Below are 19,028 nucleotides of genomic sequence, written 5' to 3' on the forward strand. Positions count from 1 at the left end.
GGCCCCTCCGGGGAGCTTCAAGTTGTGAGCCGCAAGCTGCAAGTAGAGGCGGTTGACGCGCTTTCTTCCTACAGCTTGTAGCTTGACGCTTGCAGCTGCCTTACTGCGATTTCCGGACCCGTAGGTACCATTCGGAAAGAAGCCTTACCTGCTTATCGGTGTAGCCCCGCTCGACCATTCGTGTGACAAAGTCGTTGTGCTTTTGCTGATCCTCTTTGCTGGCCTTGGCGTTGAAACTGATGACCGGCAGCAAGTCCTCGGTGTTCGAGAACATTTTCTTCTCGATCACCACCCGCAGCTTCTCGTAGCTCAGCCAGGTTGGGTTCTTGCCGTTGTTGTTGGCGCGGGCACGCAGCACGAAGTTGACGATCTCGTTGCGGAAGTCTTTCGGGTTGCTGATGCCAGCCGGTTTCTCGATTTTCTCCAGCTCCTCGTTCAACGCCACCCGGTTGAGGATCTCGCCGGTTTCCGGATCGCGGTACTCCTGGTCCTGAATCCAGAAGTCGGCGTACAGCACGTAGCGGTCAAAGATGTTCTGGCCGTATTCGCTGTAGGACTCGAGGTAGGCGGTCTGGATTTCCTTGCCGATGAACTCGATGTAGCGCGGCGCCAAGTATTCCTTGATGAAACGCAGATACCGCTCGCGGGTTTCGGCCTGAAATTGCTCCTGCTCGATCTGCTGCTCCAGCACGTACAGCAAGTGAACCGGGTTGGCGGCGATCTCATGGGGATCGAAGTTAAAGACCTTCGACAGGATCTTGAACGCAAACCGTGTAGAGAGGCCGTTCATGCCTTCGTCGACGCCGGCGCTGTCGCGGTATTCCTGAATCGACTTGGCTTTCGGGTCGGTGTCCTTGAGGTTCTCGCCGTCGTAGACCCTCATCTTCGAATAGATGTTGGAGTTGTCCGGCTCTTTAAGCCGCGACAGGACGGTGAACTGCGCAAGCATTTTCAGGGTGTCCGGGGCGCAGTGGGCTTTGGACAGGGAGCTGTTGAACAGCAATTTGTCGTAAATCTTGATTTCGTCATTGACCCGCAGGCAGTACGGCACCTTGACGATGTAGATCCGGTCGATGAAGGCTTCGTTATTCTTGTTGTTGCGGAAGCTGTGCCATTCCGATTCGTTGGAGTGGGCCAGCAAAATCCCGGTAAACGGGATCGCGCCCAGACCTTCGGTACTGTTGTAGTTACCTTCCTGGGTGGCGGTCAGCAGCGGGTGAAGCACCTTGATCGGGGCCTTGAACATCTCGACGAATTCCATCAGGCCCTGGTTGGCCCGGCACAGCGCGCCCGAATAGCTGTAAGCGTCGGCATCGTTCTGTGGGTACTCCTCGAGCTTGCGGATATCGACCTTACCCACCAGCGCCGAAATGTCCTGGTTGTTCTCGTCACCGGGCTCGGTTTTGGCGACGGCGATCTGATTGAGGATGGAAGGGTAAAGCTTAACCACTTTGAACTGGCTGATGTCGCCACCGAACTCGGCCAGTCGTTTGGTCGCCCATGGCGACATGATGGTGTTCAGGTACCGGCGCGGGATGCCGTAGTCCTCTTCGAGGATCGTCCCGTCTTCGGTGGGTTTGAACAGGCCCAAAGGGGATTCGAAAACCGGGGACCCTTTGATGGCGTAGAACGGTACTTTTTCAACCAGCGATTTGAGTTTTTCAGCCAGGGACGATTTACCACCGCCAACAGGGCCGAGCAGGTAAAGGATCTGTTTCTTCTCTTCAAGGCCCTGGGCGGCGTGGCGGAAGTACGAGACGATTTGCTCGATGCAGTCTTCCATGCCGTGGAATTCTTCGAACGCGGGATAGCGCCGAATGACCTTGTTGGAGAAGATTCTGGACAGCCTGGAATTGGTCGACGTGTCGAACAACTCAGGCTCACCGATGGCCATTAGCAGACGTTCTGCGGCGGAAGCGTATGCGCTGCGATCGGTTTTGCAGAGCTCGAGATACTCCTGTAGCGAGAGCTCTTCCTGCCGTGTCGATTCAAAGCGTTGTTGGAAGTGGCTAAAAATACTCATGACGTCACCTCGCTCGATACGTGGAGCCGGCGGCGGATCGTCAGTTGATGCTGGATGGAAGCCGATCACGCAGCTGCCATTACCCCCCAAACACCATAAAAGTAGCGACCGATGACCCACGCGCCGGTGTACCGGCTCTCCCCTGATTCGGATGGCCTGAGGCTAAGAGTAGTTCGGATTCGGGCACAGAAAGAAGCAATGGGGATGAACAGGGCATACCCGTTCGTCAGATGGGGGCGCGAGCCCGCGTAGGACGCGGGATAGCGGCCAGCAAAAATATTTTTCGATCAGCCTTGCGCGGTTTCGTCTGGAAATTTGGTTTTCCACAACTCGAATCCGCCATCCATGCTGTAGACCTCGGAGAAGCCTTGGCCTACAAGATAGGCCGCTGCGCTCTGGCTGGAGTTGCCGTGGTAGCAGAGAACGACCAGCGGTTTGTCCAGATCGGCCTGGCGGATGAAGTCGGCGATGGAATGGTTGTCGAGGTGATGCGATTCCGGAATGTGCTGGGTCGCGTAGGTTTGCGCGTCACGCACGTCCACCAGCACGGCGCCTTGTTCGCGCAGGGCGTGGACTTGTTCGGGTGAAATGCGTTTGAAGTCAGTCATGGCTCGGGCTCCTGGGCCGTCGGGTCCTCGAACGGTCGAGAACGTAGGGAGAGTTTATTGCTGCAGCGGCGTCGGCTCGCTGACAGGGGATGCCTCGGGGGTGGGTGCTTTTGCGTTGCCGCGCTCGTCGCATTCGCAGCGAATCAGCGCGCGGGTGTCGACGTTGAGCAGGGTCATTGCGCCGCCCCAGACACAGCCCGTGTCCAGTGCATACACGCCAGGCTCATCACATCGGCCTTCAAGTGCGGCCCAGTGGCCGAAAATGATACCCGTGCCTTTGGTTTTGCGCTCTTTGTGCTTGAACCACGGCGCGTAACCCGCCGGCGCACTGTCGAGTCCTTCCTTGCTTTTGAGATCGAGCTTGCCGTCGCTGGTGCAAAAACGCATGCGCGTGAAGTAATTGGTGATGACCCGCAGCCGAGTGACGCCTTGCAGGTCTTTGTCCCACTTGGCAGGTTCGTTGCCATACATGCCGTCGAGAAACGGCTCGAAGCGATTGTCATCGCGCAATGCCTCTTCCACTTCTTCAGCGCAGCGCAGCGCCTTTTTCAGCGTCCATTGCGGCGGAATTCCGGCATGCACCAGTGCAATGTCGCGTTCGGCGTCGTAATGCATCAGCTTCTGTTGGCGCAACCAGTCGAGCAGCACGACCGCGTCGGGCGCTTCGAGGATTTCCCGCAGCGTGTCGCCTTTCTTCAGGCGCTCGATGTTGCGACCGGCCGCCAGCAAGTGCAGGTCATGATTGCCCAGCACGCAGACGATGGAGTCGCGCATGGCGTAGAGATAACGCAGGGTTTCCAATGACTGCGGGCCTCGGTTGACGAGGTCGCCAACCAGCCAGAGCGTGTCTTTGCCAGGCTCGAATGCCACGCGTTCGAGCAGGCACTTCAGCGGCTCAAGGCAGCCCTGCAGGTCACCGACTGCGTAAACCGCCATCAGTGAAGCGCCCCCGGTACGGCCAGACGGAATGGCGCGATGACAGCATCAAAGCGCTTGCCGTCTTCTGCGAGCATTTGATAAGTGCCCTGCATATTGCCCACCTTGGTGGTCATCACGGTGCCGCTGGTGTAAGTGTGACTTTGCCCAGGCTGGATCAGCGGTTGCTGACCTACGACGCCGTCACCGCGAACCTCTTCAACCTGACCGTCGCCGTCGGTGATGACCCAATGGCGCGACAGCAACTTGGCTGGCAGCTCGCCGTTGTTGTGCACGGTGATGGTGTAAGCGAAGGCAAAGCGGTTGTGCTCAGGCTGTGATTGTTCTGCTAGGAAACGGGTCTCGACGCTGACGTCGACCTGGTAACGAGAATCAGACATGCAAGAGGCCTTAAAAGCGAAAGCGGAGAAGCCGGAAGTGGTCCGGTTGAAAGTCAGTCTAGGACATGTAACGGATAAGCAAGCACTGAGGCTTTGACCGGACATGTCCCCAGAAGGTCAGGCGGCGACAGGCTTTTCGCTGAGCATGTCGGCCAGGCGAACAAACGCCGCGAGGTCCAGTTGTTCCGGACGCAGGCTGCCATCGACACCGGCTTCGGTTATTTCTTCGCTGGTCAGCAGGGCTTTCAGCGTGTTGCGCAGTGTCTTGCGGCGCTGGTTGAAGGCTTCGCGGACGACGCGTTCGAGCACGCGGTGATCCTTGGCCGGGTGCGGCAGGGTTTCATGGGGCACCAGGCGAACGATGGCCGAATCCACTTTCGGCGGCGGATTGAATGCCCCCGGGCCGACGTTGAACAGGTGCTCCACGCGGCAGTGGTACTGAACCATGATCGACAGGCGACCCCAATCACCGCCGCCAGGGCCTGCCGCCAGACGCTCGACCACTTCTTTCTGCAGCATGAAGTGCATGTCGCGGATCAGGTAGGCGTTCTGCAGCAGGTGGAAAATCAACGGCGTCGAGATGTTGTACGGCAGGTTGCCGACGACACGCAGGCTATTGGGTGCGGCGTTCAGGCTGGTGAAGTCGAACTTCAGCGCGTCACCCTGATGCAGGCTGAAATTCGGCTTGCTGCCGAACTGATGCATGAGGATCGGCACGAGGTCTTTGTCGAGCTCCACGACGTCCAGCTGCGCGCCGCTGCTCAGCAGACCTTGGGTCAGGGCACCTTGCCCCGGGCCGATTTCCAGCATGCGGTCTTCGGCCTTGGCACGAATGGAGCGCAGGATCTTGTCGATCACGCCGGCATCGTGCAGGAAGTTCTGGCCAAAACGCTTGCGCGCCTTGTGTTGGAATTGCTCGTTCATGAATGGGTCTCGGCCATCTGATAGGCGGTTTCCAGAGCGACCCTGAGGCTGCCGGTGTCGATCTTGCCGGTGCCCGCCAGATCCAGCGCCGTGCCGTGATCCACGGAGGTGCGAATGATCGGCAGGCCCAGCGTGATGTTGACGGCGGCGCCGAAGCCTTTGTACTTCAGCACGGGCAGGCCTTGGTCGTGGTACATCGCCAGCACCGCGTCGCAGTGCTCCAGATATTTGGGGGTAAAGAGCGTGTCGGCGGGCAGCGGGCCATATAAGTCCAGCCCCTCGCTGCGCAGACGCGCCAGAGTAGGTTCAATGATGTCGATTTCTTCGCGGCCCAGGTGGCCACTCTCGCCGGCATGCGGGTTTAGGCCACAGACCAGAATCCGCGGGCGGGGGATGCCGAATTTGTTGACCAGATCCGCGTGCAGGATGCGCGTCACACGCTCCAGCCGCTCAGCAGTGATCGCGTCGGCGACGTCACGCAGGGGCAGGTGAGTGGTCACCAGCGCCACGCGCAGATCACCGGTCGCCAGCATCATCACCACTTGTTCGGTATGGGTCAGCTCCGCAAGGAACTCGGTATGGCCGGAAAATGCGATGCCACTGTCGTTGATCACGCCCTTGTGCACCGGCGCTGTGATCATCCCGGCGAAGTGGCCGTCCATGCAGCCCTGGCCGGCTCGGGTCAGGGTCTCGAGCACGAAACCGCCGTTGGCTTTGTCGAGCTTGCCGGCAATGACCGGCGCCTGAACCGGCGTGTCCCAGACATACAGACTGTCAGCGGGGGCGCGGACGTCAGGCCATGCGGCGGGTGTGACGGGAATCAGGCTAACGGCCACGCCCAGCTGCGCGGCCCGCTCGGTAAGCAGGTCACAGCTGGTAATGGCAATCAGGGGATGGGGCTGGGACTGCGCGGCGAGCAACAGGCAAAGGTCAGGACCAATGCCGGCCGGCTCGCCGGGTGTCAGGGCGAAACGCTGGGGTTTCACTTGGCCGCCTGATCAGCTCCGGGGAGCTTGATCTCGACGTAGGCTTCATCACGGATCTGACGCAGCCAGGTTTGCAGTTCTTCGTCGTATTTGCGGTTACGCAGTACGGTCATTGCCTGTTGTTCACGCGCCTGACTGGTGCTGTCAGTCGAACGACGGCCGAGGACTTCCAGAACGTGCCAGCCAAATTGGGTCTCGAACGGCTTGGAGACGACACCCTGAGGTGTCTCGTTCATGACGTCGCGGAACTCCGGAACCAGCGAGCGCGGGTCAACCCAGTTCATGTCGCCGCCGTTAAGCGCCGAACCCGGGTCTTCGGAAAAGCTCTTCGCCAGTTCGCCGAAGTCTTCGCCATTCTGGATGCGGTCGTAGATACGTTGCGCCAGCAGCTTGGTCTCGGCTGGGCTACGGATTTCACTTGGCTTGATCAGGATGTGACGAACGTGAACCTCGTCGCGCATCTGGGTCTGAGTCTCGCCGCCGCGTTTTTCCAGCAGTTTGAGGATGATGAAACCGCCCGGTGTACGCGCAGGAGGGGTGACCTCGCCCGGACGCATGGACGACAGCATGTCGCCGAACGGAGGCGGTAGCTGAGCGGCTTTACGCCAGCCCATGTCACCACCGTCCAGCGCACTTTCACTGGCCGACGATGCGATCGCCATCTGCTCGAAGTTCGCACCCTGTTGCAGCTTGCCGTAGAGGTCCTTGGCTTTGGCTGCAGCAGCTTGAATCTGATCCGACGTCGCACTGTCCGGCGTCGGGATCAAAATGTTGGCCAGGTGGAACTCTTCAGAGAACTGAGCTTTGCCCAGATCGGAAGCCAGGAAGTTCTTCACTTCTTGCTCCGAGACCTGAATGCGCTCGGCAACCCGGCGCTGACGCACACGGCTGATGATCATTTCCCGGCGGATCTGCTCACGTGCGCTGGTGTAGGACAGCCCGTCGTGGGTCAGTGCAGCCTTGAACTGGTCAACACTCATGTTGTTGCGTTGAGCAATGGTGGCAACTGCCTGGTTCAGCTCTTCATCGCTGATGCGAATGCCGGAGCGTTCGCCGATCTGGATCTGCAGGTTTTCCAGGATCAGACGATCCAGAACCTGTGACTCCAGTGCGCTGGCAGGCGGAACGCCTTGCCCGCGCTTGGCGATGGTTTGCTGAACCTCACGGGTGCGCTGGTCGAGCTGGCTTTGCATGACCACGTCGTTGTCGACGATGGCAACTACCTTGTCGATGGTGCGCACTTCAGCGTGCGCAACAGAACCGATAAGCAGCGCGCCCAGCATCAGCGGGCGCAGACAATCAGAAAGCTTGGTCTTCACGTTCACGATAACCTTGGATGCCTTTGTCGAGGAAGCTTTCAACTTTTTGGCCAACGACGCCGCCAAGTCCCTTCAACACGATTTGTAGGAAGACGCCGCGGTCGCCTTTTTCGTTCTGCGCAACCTCTTGGGTCGTTTCGTCGTAATCAACCCAGTAACGGTTGATCAGACGCAACTTCCAGCAGCAGTTGTCATATTCAAAACCACCGAAGGCTTCGAGGGTACGGTCGCGGTTGTAGTCGAACTGCCAGCGCGCGATGGCGCTCCACTGCGGCACAACCGGCCAGATAACCGAGAAGTCATGCTGCTGGATCTTGTAGTAGTCCTTGATGACTGAGCCGTCCGGAAGGACCGCGTCGCCGCCTCCAATGGTCCAGCGCCCGGTCGTCTGATCGTAGCGAATCTGGTCGTTACGATAGCGATAGCCGGCGTTGATGATCTTGCCCGGCTCGTCTTCAGGCTGGTAGTGGAGCATTGCACTGCCGGAGCGAGTGCTGCGGCTGTCCGGGTCCCAGTTGAAGTCCGACGTTGCACGCCAGTCACGGTTGAAGCGGTATTCGTATTCCAGTGCATACGGCGACACGTCGGACTGAGCATCTTTGCGGTCTTCGAAGGAAATGCCAGGGAGTTGCACCTTGCGATCGGCAAAGTACACCGCCTGACCAATGCTCACGCGCTGACGTTCGAAACCGTTGTCTTCGATCCAGCGGTTGGTCACGCCCAGCGACAGTTTGTTCTCGTCGCCGATTCGGTCGGAGCCGACGAAGCGGTTGTCGCGGAACAGCGAGCTGTAGTTGAAGGTGGTTTCGCCACTGTCGAAGATCGGAATATCGCTCTGATCTTTGTTCGGGACATAAAGGTAGTAAGCACGAGGCTCCAGCGTCTGACGGTAGTTTTTACCGAACCAGTTGGTGTTGCGATCGAAGTACAAGCCGCTGTCGACGCTGAAGATCGGAACACTGCGGTTTTCGCTGCTGCGATAAGTCTCGTCGGCCAGCAACGTTCGTTTGCCCTGCGCGTCCAGGTCAAGATCGTACTGGGTGTAAACGTATTTAAGCTTAGGCGTTACAAAACCGTAACTCGCCGTCAGCGGCAGGCTTACCGACGGAGCCAGGTTCAGACGATCGCCGTTTGCACGGGCAAGGCCGCTGACGTTGGAATCCAGTCGAGGTTGAGTAACGTCGTCCTCATTGGTATAGCCGCCCGTTCTCAAGTCGCGATCAAACCGAACCAACTCAGTCTCGTAATCGAACTTGAAGCCGGCAGGCTTAAACGGCAGCGAACCGTTCACCGTGAGCTGAGGCAGGCGACCGTAAGGCGTGATCTGAGTCACGGTGGTCAGTTGATACTGCTGGGCATTCAGCGTCGCGGTATAGCTGTCACCACGGTAGTAAAGCGCACCTTGCTGGTTCAGGTAGTCGCTAGTGCTCACACCTTCCTGACCGCTTTTCAGATCCTTGAAGTAATAAGGATCACTGACCTTGGTGTAGTCGATCTTGCTGGTCAGACGCGAGTCCAGACCACTGCGATCCTGCCAGTTGATCAACCAGCGAGTGTCTTTGTAGTCCGACTGGTCTTTGCGATCATCATCGTCGTCATTCAAGTAAGCCGCACCGAACTGACCTTCGCTGCTCTTGGTCAGGTAGCGGAACTCGCCTTCCAGCAACATGCCGCGCTTGGCCATGTAGGTCGGGTACAACGTGGCGTCGTAGTTCGGCGCCAGGTTGAAATAGTACGGAGTGAGCAACGAGAAGCCCGTGTCGGTGCTCGTGCCGATGGTCGGCGGCAGGAAGCCGGACTGGCGACGGTCGTCGATCGGGAAATAGATGTAAGGCGTGTACAGGATCGGGATGTCATGAACGCGCAGTGTGGCGTTGGTGGCTGTACCGAAACCGGTGGCCGGGTTCAGGGTGATGTTGTTGCCCTTGACCGTCCACGCGTTGCTGTTCGGCTCGCACGTGGTGTACGTGCCGTCCTTCAAGCGGATGATCGCGTTCTCGGCACGACGAGCGTACAGCGCGTTACCGCGAACGTTGCTCTTGTGCAGCACGTATTCGGCGTTGTCGACTTTGGCTTCGCCGGTGTCGAGCTGAACTTCAGCATGGTCGCCGACGATCAGGGCGCCGTTGTCGCGCAGACGGACATCGCCGTTCAGCTCGCCACGGTTCTCGGCCTGATGCAGGCTGGCTTCGTCAGCCTCGACCTGCATGCTGCCCTGACGCAGGACAACGTCACCTGCCAGGGTCGCAACCTGTTCTTCCTGCTGATAACGCGAAGCCTTGGCGCCGATGAAAGTCGGTGCGTCGCTCTTCGGCGTCTTGTCGTCCATGCCCGGACGGATCGGTTCGACATAGGCGCCCGAGCAATACGGACCGGTCTCAGCCAGTTGGGCTGCGGTCAGCTTCTCGCGCGGCACCCAGTCCAGGTGGCTGTAATCGGCGCTGCGCGACTTCAGGCCACGGCCCTTGGCCTCGGTGACCAACATCGTTTTGGGCACGACTTCGCCATCGGAGGTGGTGGTCGTCTGAGCGCCATCTGCCGTGCTGCTGTTGGACGAAACACTGTTGGCGTCGTGCACGGGGCGCGGAGGCAACTGGGCTGCGTTGGTTTTCGGGGAGCAATCCCATGCACCTGTTGCAGACACCGAGCAGTCATACTGTTCGGCGGCAACCACGTACGGGACGGCCAAGGGTTGCATCGCCAGCAGACTGCCGGTTACGAGCAACGGAAATTTTTTACGAAACGCGGGGGATTTCAATGCCATCTTATTAGTCCGGGCTTCCTGCGCGCCATCTGCCCGCGGGGGGGCCGCACGCCTCTCGATGGGCTGAAAAAGATGTCGGATAATAAAGCATGACCCGCTTGACGGCTAGCGCCGTCGGAGACCCTTGCAATGCCAGATCAAGATGTACGCCTGCAACACCTGAAAGTTTGGCTCGATGAGCAGCTCCCGCGTTTATTTGAGGCCCAGGGCTGGGGCCCGATACCCCCGGCCACGTTGACTGCTGCCAGCAGCGACGCCAGTTTCCGACGTTACTTCCGCTGGGAGGGGGAGGGCCGCACTTTTATTGTCATGGATGCTCCGCCCCCACAGGAAAACTGCAAACCCTTCGTGGATATCGCTCATTTATTGAGCGGGCCGGGCATTAATGTTCCGAAAATTTATGCCGAAGACCTGAATCAGGGCTTCCTTTTGTTGAATGACCTGGGTCGTCAGACTTATCTGGATGTGATCGACGAGCAAAATGCCGATCAGCTGTTCAGTGACGCAATCGACGCATTGCTCGCCTACCAGCAACTCCCGATGGATGCGCCGTTGCCAAGTTATGACGTGGCACTGCTGCGCCGCGAGCTGGAGCTGTTTCCCGAGTGGTACGTGAAGCATCATCTGGGCGTGGCGTTTGACCAGGCGCAGCAGGCCAGTTGGCAGGCCGTCAGCGATCTGCTGATCGAAAGCGCGCTGGCCCAGCCGAGGGTGCTGGTGCACCGCGATTACATGCCGCGCAACCTGATGCTCAGCGAACCGAACCCTGGCGTACTGGATTTTCAGGACGCGGTATACGGCCCGGTCACCTACGACATTACGTGCCTGTTAAAGGATGCGTTCCTGAGCTGGCCGGAGGAGCGCGTAGCGGACTGGCTCAAGCTGTATTGGAGCAAGGCCGCTGCGGCGGGCATCCCGGTGCAGGAAGAATTCGATGAATTCCGTCGTGCCAGTGATTTGATGGGCGTGCAGCGGCATTTGAAGGTGATCGGTATTTTCGCCCGCATTTGCCACCGTGACGGCAAACCACGCTACGTCGCGGATGTACCACGCTTCTTCTCTTATATAGAGGCGGTGTTGGCGCGACGCCCCGAGCTGGTTGAGTTGAGCAATCTGTTGACCAGCCTTGGCCATACAATACCGACACAGGCAAATCCGGCATCTGCTGGGTAATGGATGGACTGAAATTGAAGAGGGACTGCACTTGATGATTGTCTTGATGAGGGCCGCATGAAAGCGATGATTCTGGCGGCGGGTAAAGGCGAGCGCCTGCGCCCGTTGACCCTGCACACGCCCAAACCGCTGGTGCGTGCCGGCGGCGTTCCACTGATTGAGTATCACCTGCGCGCGATCAAATCGGCCGGCGTTGAAGACGTTGTGATCAACCATGCGTGGTTGGGCCAGCAGATCGAAGATTATCTGGGCGACGGTCGTCAGTGGGGCCTGAAAATCCGCTACTCCCCTGAAGGCGAACCCCTGGAGACGGGTGGTGGGATCTTCCGTGCGCTGCCGCTGCTGGGCGACGAGCCTTTTCTAGTCGTCAACGGTGATATCTGGGTCGACTTCGATTTCAGCTCATTGATGAAACCGCTCAAGGGGCTTGCGCACCTGGTGCTGGTGGACAACCCGCCGCATCACCCTGGCGGGGATTTCGCGCTGATCAACGGGCAGGTGCATGACGACGCAGCTCAGCCGCGCCTGACCTACAGCGGCATTGCGGTGCTGCATCCGCAACTCTTCGCGGGCTGCACCGAAGGCGCGTTCAAGCTGGCGCCCCTGTTGCGTGACGCCATGGCGAAAGGCCTGGTTACAGGCGAACGTTTCGGCGGCCGCTGGGTGGATGTCGGTACCCATGAGCGTCTGGCCGAAGTCGAGCAGATCCTTGCGGTGAAATCCTAAATGCTGTGGCCATTCACGGTGGTCGGCGGCGGCGTCGGCTATCTGATTGCCAGCATTCCCGGCGCCATGCTCGGCGCACTTCTTGGGCAGGCGCTTGATCGGCGACTGCATTTCCGCAGCTGGGCGGAGATGCGCGAGCGTGCCAATGGCCGCAGCGTGCCGCAGGATGACGAGCTTATTTTCATCATGCTGGGGCGTCTGGCGAAGAGCGACGGTCGGGTGGTCGACGGGCACATTCAGCAGGCGCGCGTTGAGATGCGCCGGCTGGACCTCGGCGAGGCGGCGCAACGACGGGCAATCCAGGCGTTTAATCGGGGTAAGGACGGGCGCGACAATTTGCGTGTCCACCTCACGCGCCTTAAAACACAGCCCCACGCCGCAGAAGGTCTGTTGCGTGCCTGTTGGCGCATGGCGTGGGCGGATGGCAGGGCGTCGCGCACCGAGCGTGAACTGATTGTGCTGTGGGGCAAATGGCTGGGCTGGACGGCGGACAAGGTCGAAGGCTTGTCATCGACCGAAGACGAGCAGCGTTCGCGGGGCGCGCCCGCCAGCAGTGGCGGCGAGTTTCAGGACGCGCTCCGTTTGCTGGGTGTGAAAGCCGATGCCGAGCCGGCGCAGATCAAGAGGGCCTATCGTCGCTTGCTGAGTCGTCATCACCCGGACAAGATCGCCGGCAGTGGCGCTAACCAGATCCAGGTTCGTGATGCCACCGAGAAAACCCGCGAGCTGCATCATGCCTACGCGGTGATTCGCGATCGACGCGGGTTTCGCTGACGCTTTTGTTTCGTTGATGCTGCCCTGAGCGCAGGCAGCATCGCAGGCGATCAGGGTTACTTCGCTGCATCCCCTTCCAACCATCCCCGAACCCGACGAAACAGTTGGTCCTGTTCCATCGCCGGGTTGCCGGGAATGGCGCTCAGTGCGACTTGGGTGAACCGCGCGTTTTTGCTTCGCTTGCTCGCGTCCAGGCGGTCTTGTGCCTGCTGACGTGGCACCGGACGATCCTTATTGACGAAGTCGGCCGTCGGGACTTTCAGTGTGGGCAGCAACTCCATCAGCGATGGCGTTTCCTTGCCCGTGTCCACGGCCGTGACCATTACCAGCCGTTGAACAGCCGGCGAGGGCCTCTCGCTCATGTAACGCGCTGCCCAATAAGCGCCTTTGCCGTGGCCGAGGAGGACGATGCTGCGGGCCTTGTTCTGCTGGGCAAACGCCACAGCGCTGTCGATCCTGGCGAAGATTTTCTCGGCGTTTGCCTTGGCGATCTCGGCCTGGGCGGCGGCCTGTTCGGCAGCCGCTGCAGCGTCCGCTTCAGCGGTGGCCGCAGGGTCGGGGGCTTTTGCCGCCGCGTCCTTTGCTTTATCGCCGTCACCCGCCGCCGCTGGTGCATCCACCGCGCGGGCGAAAATACCGTCATTGTGAGCGTCCGGCATGCTCAAACTGAGGCTGGACCAACCGACGTCCGGCAACTTGCGTCGCAACGGTGCCACCGCCGTCGGCCAGTCTGCTGATTCATCGGCGCCTGGCACGATGATCACCGCGCCTTTGGGCTCGTCGACGTTCGCCGGTTTCCATAGGGCCAGAAAGGCCTCGTCGCCCGCCTGCAACTGTTGTTGCTCGACTTGCGGCACCTGACGCTCCAGCGCCAGGGTGTCTTCTTCAGTGCGCGACGGCAGTGCGGTCCGCTCGACCGGCGCTTCAGCAGGCTTGGCGTCTTTATCCGGCGTCGGGTCCGCAGCCACCACGAGCGGCGAGCAAGGTAGTATCAGCGTCAGGCACAGCGCAGGAAATAGTGCGCGAAGGGTGTAGGACATCGAGTATTCCAAAGGCCGGAAACAATTCCAGCAGACTAATGGGTTGATGGCGGTTTGTCAGGCCAGGCAATCGGCTATACAGCGAGTGCCATACACAGCGCATGATCGGCACAGGATTCATGGACATGGAGACGACAGTTTGAGAATCCACGCGCGGTGCCTTCGGGTTATCGGCGATACCGGCGCGCTCTTGATCGGCCTGATGCTGATCGCGTTGCCGATGTCGCACCATGCCGCCGCCTCGCCCACGCAGGCCGACCCCTTGAGTCGCGAACAGCGGGACTGGCTGACCCAGCGCGGGCAATTGCGCGTCGGCCTCGTCCTTCAAACGCCTTACGCCCAGCTTGATCGTCGTGCGCAGCAGTTGTCGGGCGCGAACGTCGACCTTATCAATCTCATGGCAAAGACCCTTCAGGTGGAGCTGCTGTGGCGCAGCTATGCCGATCAGGCCGAGCTCGAAAAAGCCCTTGTCGACGGCCAGATCGACTTTGCGCCCGGCCTGACCCAGACGCCCGCCGGCTTGCGCCTGTGGCTGTATTCCGATCCGTACATGCGCGTGCCGCAACTGATCGTCGGCGAACGTGATGGCACCGGTGCGGTGGATCTGGAAAAGCTCGACAGCCAGGCGCGCGTCGCCGTACGCATGCCCAGCGCCACCGCTGACTACCTGCGCAGCAACTACACCCACCTTAATCTCCAAGGCGTACCGCTGGAGCGTCAGGCTTTGCAGCTCTTGCTCAGTCAGCAGGCACGTTACGCCGTCATCGATGAGGCACAGCTCAGCCGTCTGTCCCGTGAGGCAGAGTTTGCCGGGCTCGCCGTGGTGGGCGACATCGGCTTTCCGCAATTGCTGCGCGTGGCTTCCAGACGTGACACGCCGCAGCTCGCCGAGATAATCAGCCAGGCATTAAACGCCATTCCGGCCCGGGATCTCGAACAGTTGCATACGCAATGGCTGCAGCCCAAATACCCGCAGATCAGCGAGTCGCCGGAGCTGTGGAAGAACATCGCGCTGCTGCTGTTGGTCCTGCTTCTGGCCAGCGCGGCGATTGTTTACTGGCAGCGCAAGCAACAGCAGCAACTGGAGAAACAGCTGCTTGGCGCGCGGGATGACATCGCCAGGCGCCTGGCCGGCGAAGAGGCATTGGGGCTGGCGCAGTTCTCCATCGATCAGAGCACCGTCGGCATTCTCTGGGTCAATTGGGACAGCCATGTGCGCTACGCCAATCAGGCCGCCGAAACCATGCTGGGTTATGCGCCGGGTGGGGTGGTGGACCGGCCGCTGATTGATTTCGAACCGGGGCTGAACATGGATCGCTGGCTCAATCTGTGGAAAACCGCGCGCTCCACCGAGGAAGGGCCGCAGAACTACGAAAGCAATTGCGTGCGTGCCGATGGCAGCATCCTGCCTGCCGATGTGTCACTGAGTTTCCTGCGCTTTCGCGATTCCGAGTACTTGGTGGTGTTCATCACCGACGTGACCGAACGGCGTCGATCTCTCGCCGCTCTGCAGGAAAGTGAGGCGCGCTTGCAGGTGCTCGCCGAGCAGTTGCGCGAGCTGTCGGCGCACCTGGAAACCGTGCGCGAAGAAGAAAAGGCGCGTATTGCCCGGGAAGTCCACGATGAACTGGGTCAGATGCTGACCGTGCTCAAGCTGGAAACATCCATGTGCGAACTGGCTTACGCCGATCTCGACCCTGGCCTGCGGGATCGCTTGAACAGCATGAAGCGCCTGATTGCCCAGTTGTTCCAGTTGGTGAGGGACGTGGCGACCGCGTTGCGGCCACCGATTCTCGATGCAGGCATTGCCTCGGCCATCGAGTGGCAGGCCCGACGCTTTGAAGCGCGCACCCAGATCCCCTGCCTGGTGCAGGTGCCGGACAATTTGCCCAGCCTGCCGGACGCAACGGCCATCGGGCTGTTTCGCATTCTTCAGGAGTCGCTGACCAACGTCATGCGTCACGCCGAAGCGCATACGGTCGAGCTGAGCCTGACGCTGAACGACGGCGTCCTGTGCATGCGCATCGCCGATGACGGCAAGGGCTTCGATCTGCGCGCCGAACGCCCGGCATCGTTCGGGCTGGTGGGCATGCGCGAGCGGGTGCTGATCATGGGCGGGCAATTGCATCTGGACACCTTGCCCGGTGAAGGCACAACCTTGCGCATCCACATTCCGCTGGACCCGGTCGCTGAGGAGCACGTGCATTGATTCGCGTATTGGTTGCCGAAGACCACACGATTGTCCGCGAGGGCATCAAACAACTGATCGGCCTGGCGAAGGATCTGCAAGTGGTCGGGGAGGCCAGCAATGGCGAGCAGTTGCTGGAGGCTTTGCGCCACATCCCGTGCGAGGTCGTGCTGCTGGACATTTCCATGCCGGGCGTCAACGGTCTGGAGGCGATCCCGCGAATTCGCGCGTTGAACAATCCGCCTGCGATTCTCGTGCTGTCGATGCACGATGAAGCGCAAATGGCCGCGCGGGCCTTGAAGGTCGGCGCCGCTGGGTATGCCACAAAGGACAGCGATCCTGCGTTGCTGCTGACAGCGATCCGGCGCGTGGCTGCGGGTGGGCGTTACATCGATCCGGACTTGGCCGATCGGATGGTGTTTGAGGTCGGGCTGACGGATAGCCGGCCTTTGCACTCGTTGTTGTCCGAACGCGAGTTTTCAGTGTTCGAGCGCCTGGCCCAGGGCGCCAACGTCAACGACATTGCCCAGCAACTGGCTTTAAGCAGCAAAACCATCAGCACCCACAAGGCGCGCCTGATGCAGAAGCTGAAAATCAATTCGCTGGCCGAGCTGGTGAAGTATGCGATGGAGCACAAGTTGGTCTGAGGCGAAGTCTAAAAACGACCTCCTCTGGCGCTTGTGCTGATGTCTTCGCGGCCAGACGCGCCCCTGCAAAATGACCGCAATCCCCCGTGGGAGCGAGCTTGCTCGCGAAAGCGTCGGTAACGGCAATAAATCCCTCGGATAAGTCATACCTGTCCCCGCCATCTTTGTAGGGCAATCCCTACCCGAAACCTTCCATCCCGCCTAGGTCATTCTCTCTCACGCCCCGATTTGCGCGGCCTTCAGGCTCATCTAGGCTTGATCCCCACGGTGGATCAAACAAAGGTGTGGGCAATGAGCAACGTCGATTCAAGCGCTGGGGCAAGTGATGTTCTGGTCAGCTTTCGCGGTGTGCAAAAGAGCTACGACGGCGAAGCCCTGATCGTCAAAGACCTCAACCTGGATATCTGCAAAGGCGAATTCCTCACCCTGCTCGGGCCCTCCGGCTCCGGCAAAACCACTAGCCTGATGATGCTCGCCGGCTTCGAGACGCCTACTGCTGGAGAGATCCTGCTGGCGGGCCGTTCGATCAACAACGTGCCGCCGCACAAGCGCGACATCGGCATGGTGTTCCAGAACTACGCGCTGTTTCCGCACATGACGGTCGCCGAGAACCTCGCGTTTCCGCTGTCGGTGCGCGGCATGAGCAAGACCGACGTTGCCGAAAAGGTCAAACGCGCCCTCGACATGGTGCAGCTCGGCACCTTCGCCCATCGTTACCCTGCGCAGTTGTCGGGTGGTCAGCAACAACGTGTCGCGCTGGCCCGGGCGTTGGTGTTCGAGCCGCAGCTGGTGCTGATGGACGAACCCCTCGGCGCGCTCGACAAACAACTGCGCGAACACATGCAGATGGAGATCAAGCACCTGCACCAGCGCCTGGGCGTGACCGTCGTTTACGTCACCCACGATCAGGGCGAAGCGCTGACCATGTCCGACCGCGTCGCGGTGTTCCATCAGGGCGAGATCCAGCAGATCGCCCCGCCGCGCACCCTTTATGAGGAACCGAAAAATACCTTTGTCGCCAACTTCATTGGTGAGAACAACCGCATCAGCGGCACGTTGCTCAGCCAGAGCGGCGACCGCTGCGTAGTGGGCCTGCCGCGCGGCGAAAAAGTCGAAGCGCTGGCGATCAACGTCGGCGCCACGGGGAGTCCGGTCACTCTGTCGATTCGTCCCGAGCGCGTAAACCTCAACGGCCGCAGTGAAAGTTGCGTCAACCGCTTCTCTGGCCGTGTTGCCGAATTCATCTACCTGGGCGACCACGTGCGCGTGCGCCTGGAAGTCGCCGGCAAAACCGATTTCTTCGTCAAACAGCCCATCGCCGAGCTGGATCCGGCCCTGAGCGTTGGCGATGTTGTGCCCATTGGATGGCAGGTTGAGCACGCGCGCGCGCTGGACCCGTTGCTGGATGCGCATTGATACGCCCGTATTACGCGTCAACCGAAGAAACCAGAGGCGAGCCAAATCGCCCCATCGCTTAACCAACATTGTTCGTGGAGAGAAAAACTGATGCTCAAGACATTGAAGCTCACCGCCTTATCGGTCGGCATGATGTGCGCCGCGCAAACCATGGCAGCGGACCTGACGGTCATTTCCTTCGGTGGCGCGAACAAGGCGGCCCAGGAAAAGGCCTTCTACGCGCCGTGGGAAAAAGCCGGCAACGGCAAGATCATCGCTGGCGAATACAACGGTGAAATGGCCAAGGTCAAAGCCATGGTCGATACCAAGAGCGTGACGTGGGATCTGGTGGAAGTGGAATCGCCCGAGCTGTCCCGTGGCTGTGACGAAGACATGTTCGAGTCGCTGGCATCGGTCGATCTCGGCAACAAAGACAACTACGTCAAAGGCGCAATCTCTGAATGCGGCGTGGGCTTTTTCGTCTGGTCGACCGTGCTGGCCTATAACGCCGACAAGCTGAAATCCGCACCGACCGGCTGGGCTGATTTCTGGGACACCGAGAAATTCCCGGGCAAGCGTGGCCTGCGCAAGGGCGCCAAATACACCCTGGAATTCGCCTTGATGGCTGACGGTGTTGCGCCGAAAGACGTCTACAAAGTGCTGGGTACCAAGGAAGGCCAGGACCGCGCCTTCAAAATGCTCGACAAGCTCAAGCCAAGCATTCAGTGGTGGGAAGCGGGCGCACAGCCGCCGCAGTACCTGCAATCGGGCGACGTCGTGATGAGCTCGGCCTACAACGGTCGTATCGCTGCCGTGCAGAAAGAGAGCAACCTGAAAGTGGTCTGGACCGGCGGCGTGTATGACTTCGACGCGTGGGCCATCCCGAAGGGCGCGAAAAACGCCGAAGAGGCGAAGAAATTCATCGCTTATTCACTCAAGCCAGAGCAACAAAAAATCTACTCCGAAAACATCGCTTACGGTCCGGCCAACACGGGCGCCGTCCCGTTGCTGAGCGCGGAGACCTTGAAAAACATGCCGACCACCCCTGAGAACATCAAGGACCAAGTGCAGATCGACGTGAAGTTCTGGGCTGACTTCGGCGAGTCGCTGGAACAGCGATTCAACTCCTGGGCGGCGAAATAAGA

General features: G+C 59.9%; 16 protein-coding genes. 7 read left to right on the top strand and 9 right to left on the bottom strand.

The genetic code is table 11. The features are described 5' to 3' along the window. Positions 1 to 100: 100 nt before the first annotated feature. From AC3ISG_RS01990 to AC3ISG_RS02025, 8 genes are all read right to left on the bottom strand, one after another. Positions 101 to 2,023 carry a PrkA family serine protein kinase gene (locus tag AC3ISG_RS01990; protein WP_122536560.1) on the bottom strand — a complete coding sequence of 641 codons (1,923 nt, stop codon included), beginning with the start codon at positions 2,021 to 2,023 and terminating at the stop codon, positions 101 to 103. Positions 2,024 to 2,310: 287 nt separating this feature from the next. Further along, positions 2,311 to 2,631, bottom strand: coding sequence for a thiosulfate sulfurtransferase GlpE (glpE, locus tag AC3ISG_RS01995; protein ID WP_122536561.1), 321 nt, complete (start codon positions 2,629 to 2,631; stop codon positions 2,311 to 2,313). A 54-nt stretch (positions 2,632 to 2,685) separates the two neighbouring features. Further along, the gene (locus tag AC3ISG_RS02000; protein WP_122624521.1) at positions 2,686 to 3,567 is read right to left on the bottom strand and encodes a symmetrical bis(5'-nucleosyl)-tetraphosphatase; all 882 of its coding nucleotides are present in this window, start codon (positions 3,565 to 3,567) and stop codon (positions 2,686 to 2,688) included. Further along, complete coding sequence (gene apaG / locus AC3ISG_RS02005; protein ID WP_172609904.1) at positions 3,567 to 3,947, bottom strand: Co2+/Mg2+ efflux protein ApaG; 381 nt, start codon at positions 3,945 to 3,947, stop codon at positions 3,567 to 3,569. Before apaG ends, AC3ISG_RS02000 begins: the two co-directional genes overlap by 1 nt. Positions 3,948 to 4,064: 117 nt before the next feature. Continuing rightward, on the bottom strand, positions 4,065 to 4,871 hold the full coding sequence (gene rsmA / locus AC3ISG_RS02010; RefSeq protein ID WP_122536564.1) for a 16S rRNA (adenine(1518)-N(6)/adenine(1519)-N(6))-dimethyltransferase RsmA: 807 nt from the start codon (positions 4,869 to 4,871) through the stop codon (positions 4,065 to 4,067). Next, positions 4,868 to 5,857: a 4-hydroxythreonine-4-phosphate dehydrogenase PdxA gene (pdxA, locus tag AC3ISG_RS02015; RefSeq protein ID WP_489298410.1), complete on the bottom strand. Its 990-nt coding sequence runs from the start codon at positions 5,855 to 5,857 to the stop codon at positions 4,868 to 4,870. The genes rsmA and pdxA overlap by 4 nt, the downstream gene beginning before the upstream one ends. Next, a complete protein-coding gene (locus tag AC3ISG_RS02020; protein WP_163023110.1) occupies positions 5,854 to 7,176 on the bottom strand; it encodes a peptidylprolyl isomerase in 1,323 nt (440 codons plus the stop codon). The genes pdxA and AC3ISG_RS02020 overlap by 4 nt, the downstream gene beginning before the upstream one ends. After that, positions 7,157 to 9,940: an LPS-assembly protein LptD gene (locus AC3ISG_RS02025; RefSeq protein WP_122536567.1), complete on the bottom strand. Its 2,784-nt coding sequence runs from the start codon at positions 9,938 to 9,940 to the stop codon at positions 7,157 to 7,159. The genes AC3ISG_RS02020 and AC3ISG_RS02025 overlap by 20 nt, the downstream gene beginning before the upstream one ends. Before the next feature lie 129 nt (positions 9,941 to 10,069). Here AC3ISG_RS02025 and AC3ISG_RS02030 point away from each other — a divergent pair, with 129 nt between their 5' ends. From AC3ISG_RS02030 to AC3ISG_RS02040, 3 genes are read left to right on the top strand one after another with little or no spacing between them, the layout of a single operon-like run. Beyond that, a complete protein-coding gene (locus AC3ISG_RS02030) occupies positions 10,070 to 11,113 on the top strand; it encodes an aminoglycoside phosphotransferase family protein (protein WP_489298411.1) in 1,044 nt (347 codons plus the stop codon). Positions 11,114 to 11,170: 57 nt separating this feature from the next. Next, positions 11,171 to 11,839, top strand: a complete 669-nt coding sequence (murU, locus tag AC3ISG_RS02035; RefSeq protein ID WP_489298412.1) for an N-acetylmuramate alpha-1-phosphate uridylyltransferase MurU — start codon at positions 11,171 to 11,173, stop codon at positions 11,837 to 11,839. Then, the gene (locus AC3ISG_RS02040; protein WP_122624528.1) at positions 11,840 to 12,613 is read left to right on the top strand and encodes a DnaJ domain-containing protein; all 774 of its coding nucleotides are present in this window, start codon (positions 11,840 to 11,842) and stop codon (positions 12,611 to 12,613) included. A gap of 56 nt (positions 12,614 to 12,669) precedes the next feature. Here AC3ISG_RS02040 and AC3ISG_RS02045 read toward each other — a convergent pair whose 3' ends face one another. After that, entirely contained in the window at positions 12,670 to 13,653 is a 984-nt protein-coding gene (locus AC3ISG_RS02045) for an alpha/beta hydrolase family protein (RefSeq protein ID WP_489298413.1), read from the bottom strand. Positions 13,654 to 13,855: 202 nt separating this feature from the next. Here AC3ISG_RS02045 and AC3ISG_RS02050 point away from each other — a divergent pair, with 202 nt between their 5' ends. From AC3ISG_RS02050 to AC3ISG_RS02065, 4 genes are all read left to right on the top strand, one after another. After that, positions 13,856 to 15,862, top strand: a complete 2,007-nt coding sequence (locus tag AC3ISG_RS02050) for a PAS domain-containing sensor histidine kinase (protein ID WP_489298414.1) — start codon at positions 13,856 to 13,858, stop codon at positions 15,860 to 15,862. Next, the gene (locus AC3ISG_RS02055; RefSeq protein ID WP_122536572.1) at positions 15,859 to 16,488 is read left to right on the top strand and encodes a response regulator; all 630 of its coding nucleotides are present in this window, start codon (positions 15,859 to 15,861) and stop codon (positions 16,486 to 16,488) included. The genes AC3ISG_RS02050 and AC3ISG_RS02055 overlap by 4 nt, the downstream gene beginning before the upstream one ends. A gap of 291 nt (positions 16,489 to 16,779) precedes the next feature. Further along, positions 16,780 to 17,904: an ABC transporter ATP-binding protein gene (locus tag AC3ISG_RS02060; protein ID WP_122536573.1), complete on the top strand. Its 1,125-nt coding sequence runs from the start codon at positions 16,780 to 16,782 to the stop codon at positions 17,902 to 17,904. A gap of 90 nt (positions 17,905 to 17,994) precedes the next feature. Next, complete coding sequence (locus tag AC3ISG_RS02065) at positions 17,995 to 19,026, top strand: polyamine ABC transporter substrate-binding protein (protein ID WP_122536574.1); 1,032 nt, start codon at positions 17,995 to 17,997, stop codon at positions 19,024 to 19,026. Positions 19,027 to 19,028: the final 2 nt, after the last annotated feature.

This window comes from Pseudomonas sp. GL_135 (assembly GCF_057834665.1).

What these genes read in the sequence shown, in the direction of transcription:
- AC3ISG_RS02065 (WP_122536574.1), top strand. Translation starts at nt 17,995, where the DNA reads ATGCTCAAGACATTGAAGCTCACCGCCTTATCGGTCGGCATGATGTGC.
- murU (WP_489298412.1), top strand. Translation starts at nt 11,171, where the DNA reads ATGAAAGCGATGATTCTGGCGGCGGGTAAAGGCGAGCGCCTGCGCCCG.
- AC3ISG_RS02045 (WP_489298413.1), bottom strand. Translation starts at nt 13,653, where the DNA reads ATGTCCTACACCCTTCGCGCACTATTTCCTGCGCTGTGCCTGACGCTG.
- AC3ISG_RS02025 (WP_122536567.1), bottom strand. Translation starts at nt 9,940, where the DNA reads ATGGCATTGAAATCCCCCGCGTTTCGTAAAAAATTTCCGTTGCTCGTA.
- AC3ISG_RS02060 (WP_122536573.1), top strand. Translation starts at nt 16,780, where the DNA reads ATGAGCAACGTCGATTCAAGCGCTGGGGCAAGTGATGTTCTGGTCAGC.
- AC3ISG_RS02000 (WP_122624521.1), bottom strand. Translation starts at nt 3,567, where the DNA reads ATGGCGGTTTACGCAGTCGGTGACCTGCAGGGCTGCCTTGAGCCGCTG.
- AC3ISG_RS01990 (WP_122536560.1), bottom strand. Translation starts at nt 2,023, where the DNA reads ATGAGTATTTTTAGCCACTTCCAACAACGCTTTGAATCGACACGGCAG.
- AC3ISG_RS02050 (WP_489298414.1), top strand. Translation starts at nt 13,856, where the DNA reads ATGCTGATCGCGTTGCCGATGTCGCACCATGCCGCCGCCTCGCCCACG.
- rsmA (WP_122536564.1), bottom strand. Translation starts at nt 4,871, where the DNA reads ATGAACGAGCAATTCCAACACAAGGCGCGCAAGCGTTTTGGCCAGAAC.
- AC3ISG_RS02040 (WP_122624528.1), top strand. Translation starts at nt 11,840, where the DNA reads ATGCTGTGGCCATTCACGGTGGTCGGCGGCGGCGTCGGCTATCTGATT.
- AC3ISG_RS02030 (WP_489298411.1), top strand. Translation starts at nt 10,070, where the DNA reads ATGCCAGATCAAGATGTACGCCTGCAACACCTGAAAGTTTGGCTCGAT.
- glpE (WP_122536561.1), bottom strand. Translation starts at nt 2,631, where the DNA reads ATGACTGACTTCAAACGCATTTCACCCGAACAAGTCCACGCCCTGCGC.
- apaG (WP_172609904.1), bottom strand. Translation starts at nt 3,947, where the DNA reads ATGTCTGATTCTCGTTACCAGGTCGACGTCAGCGTCGAGACCCGTTTC.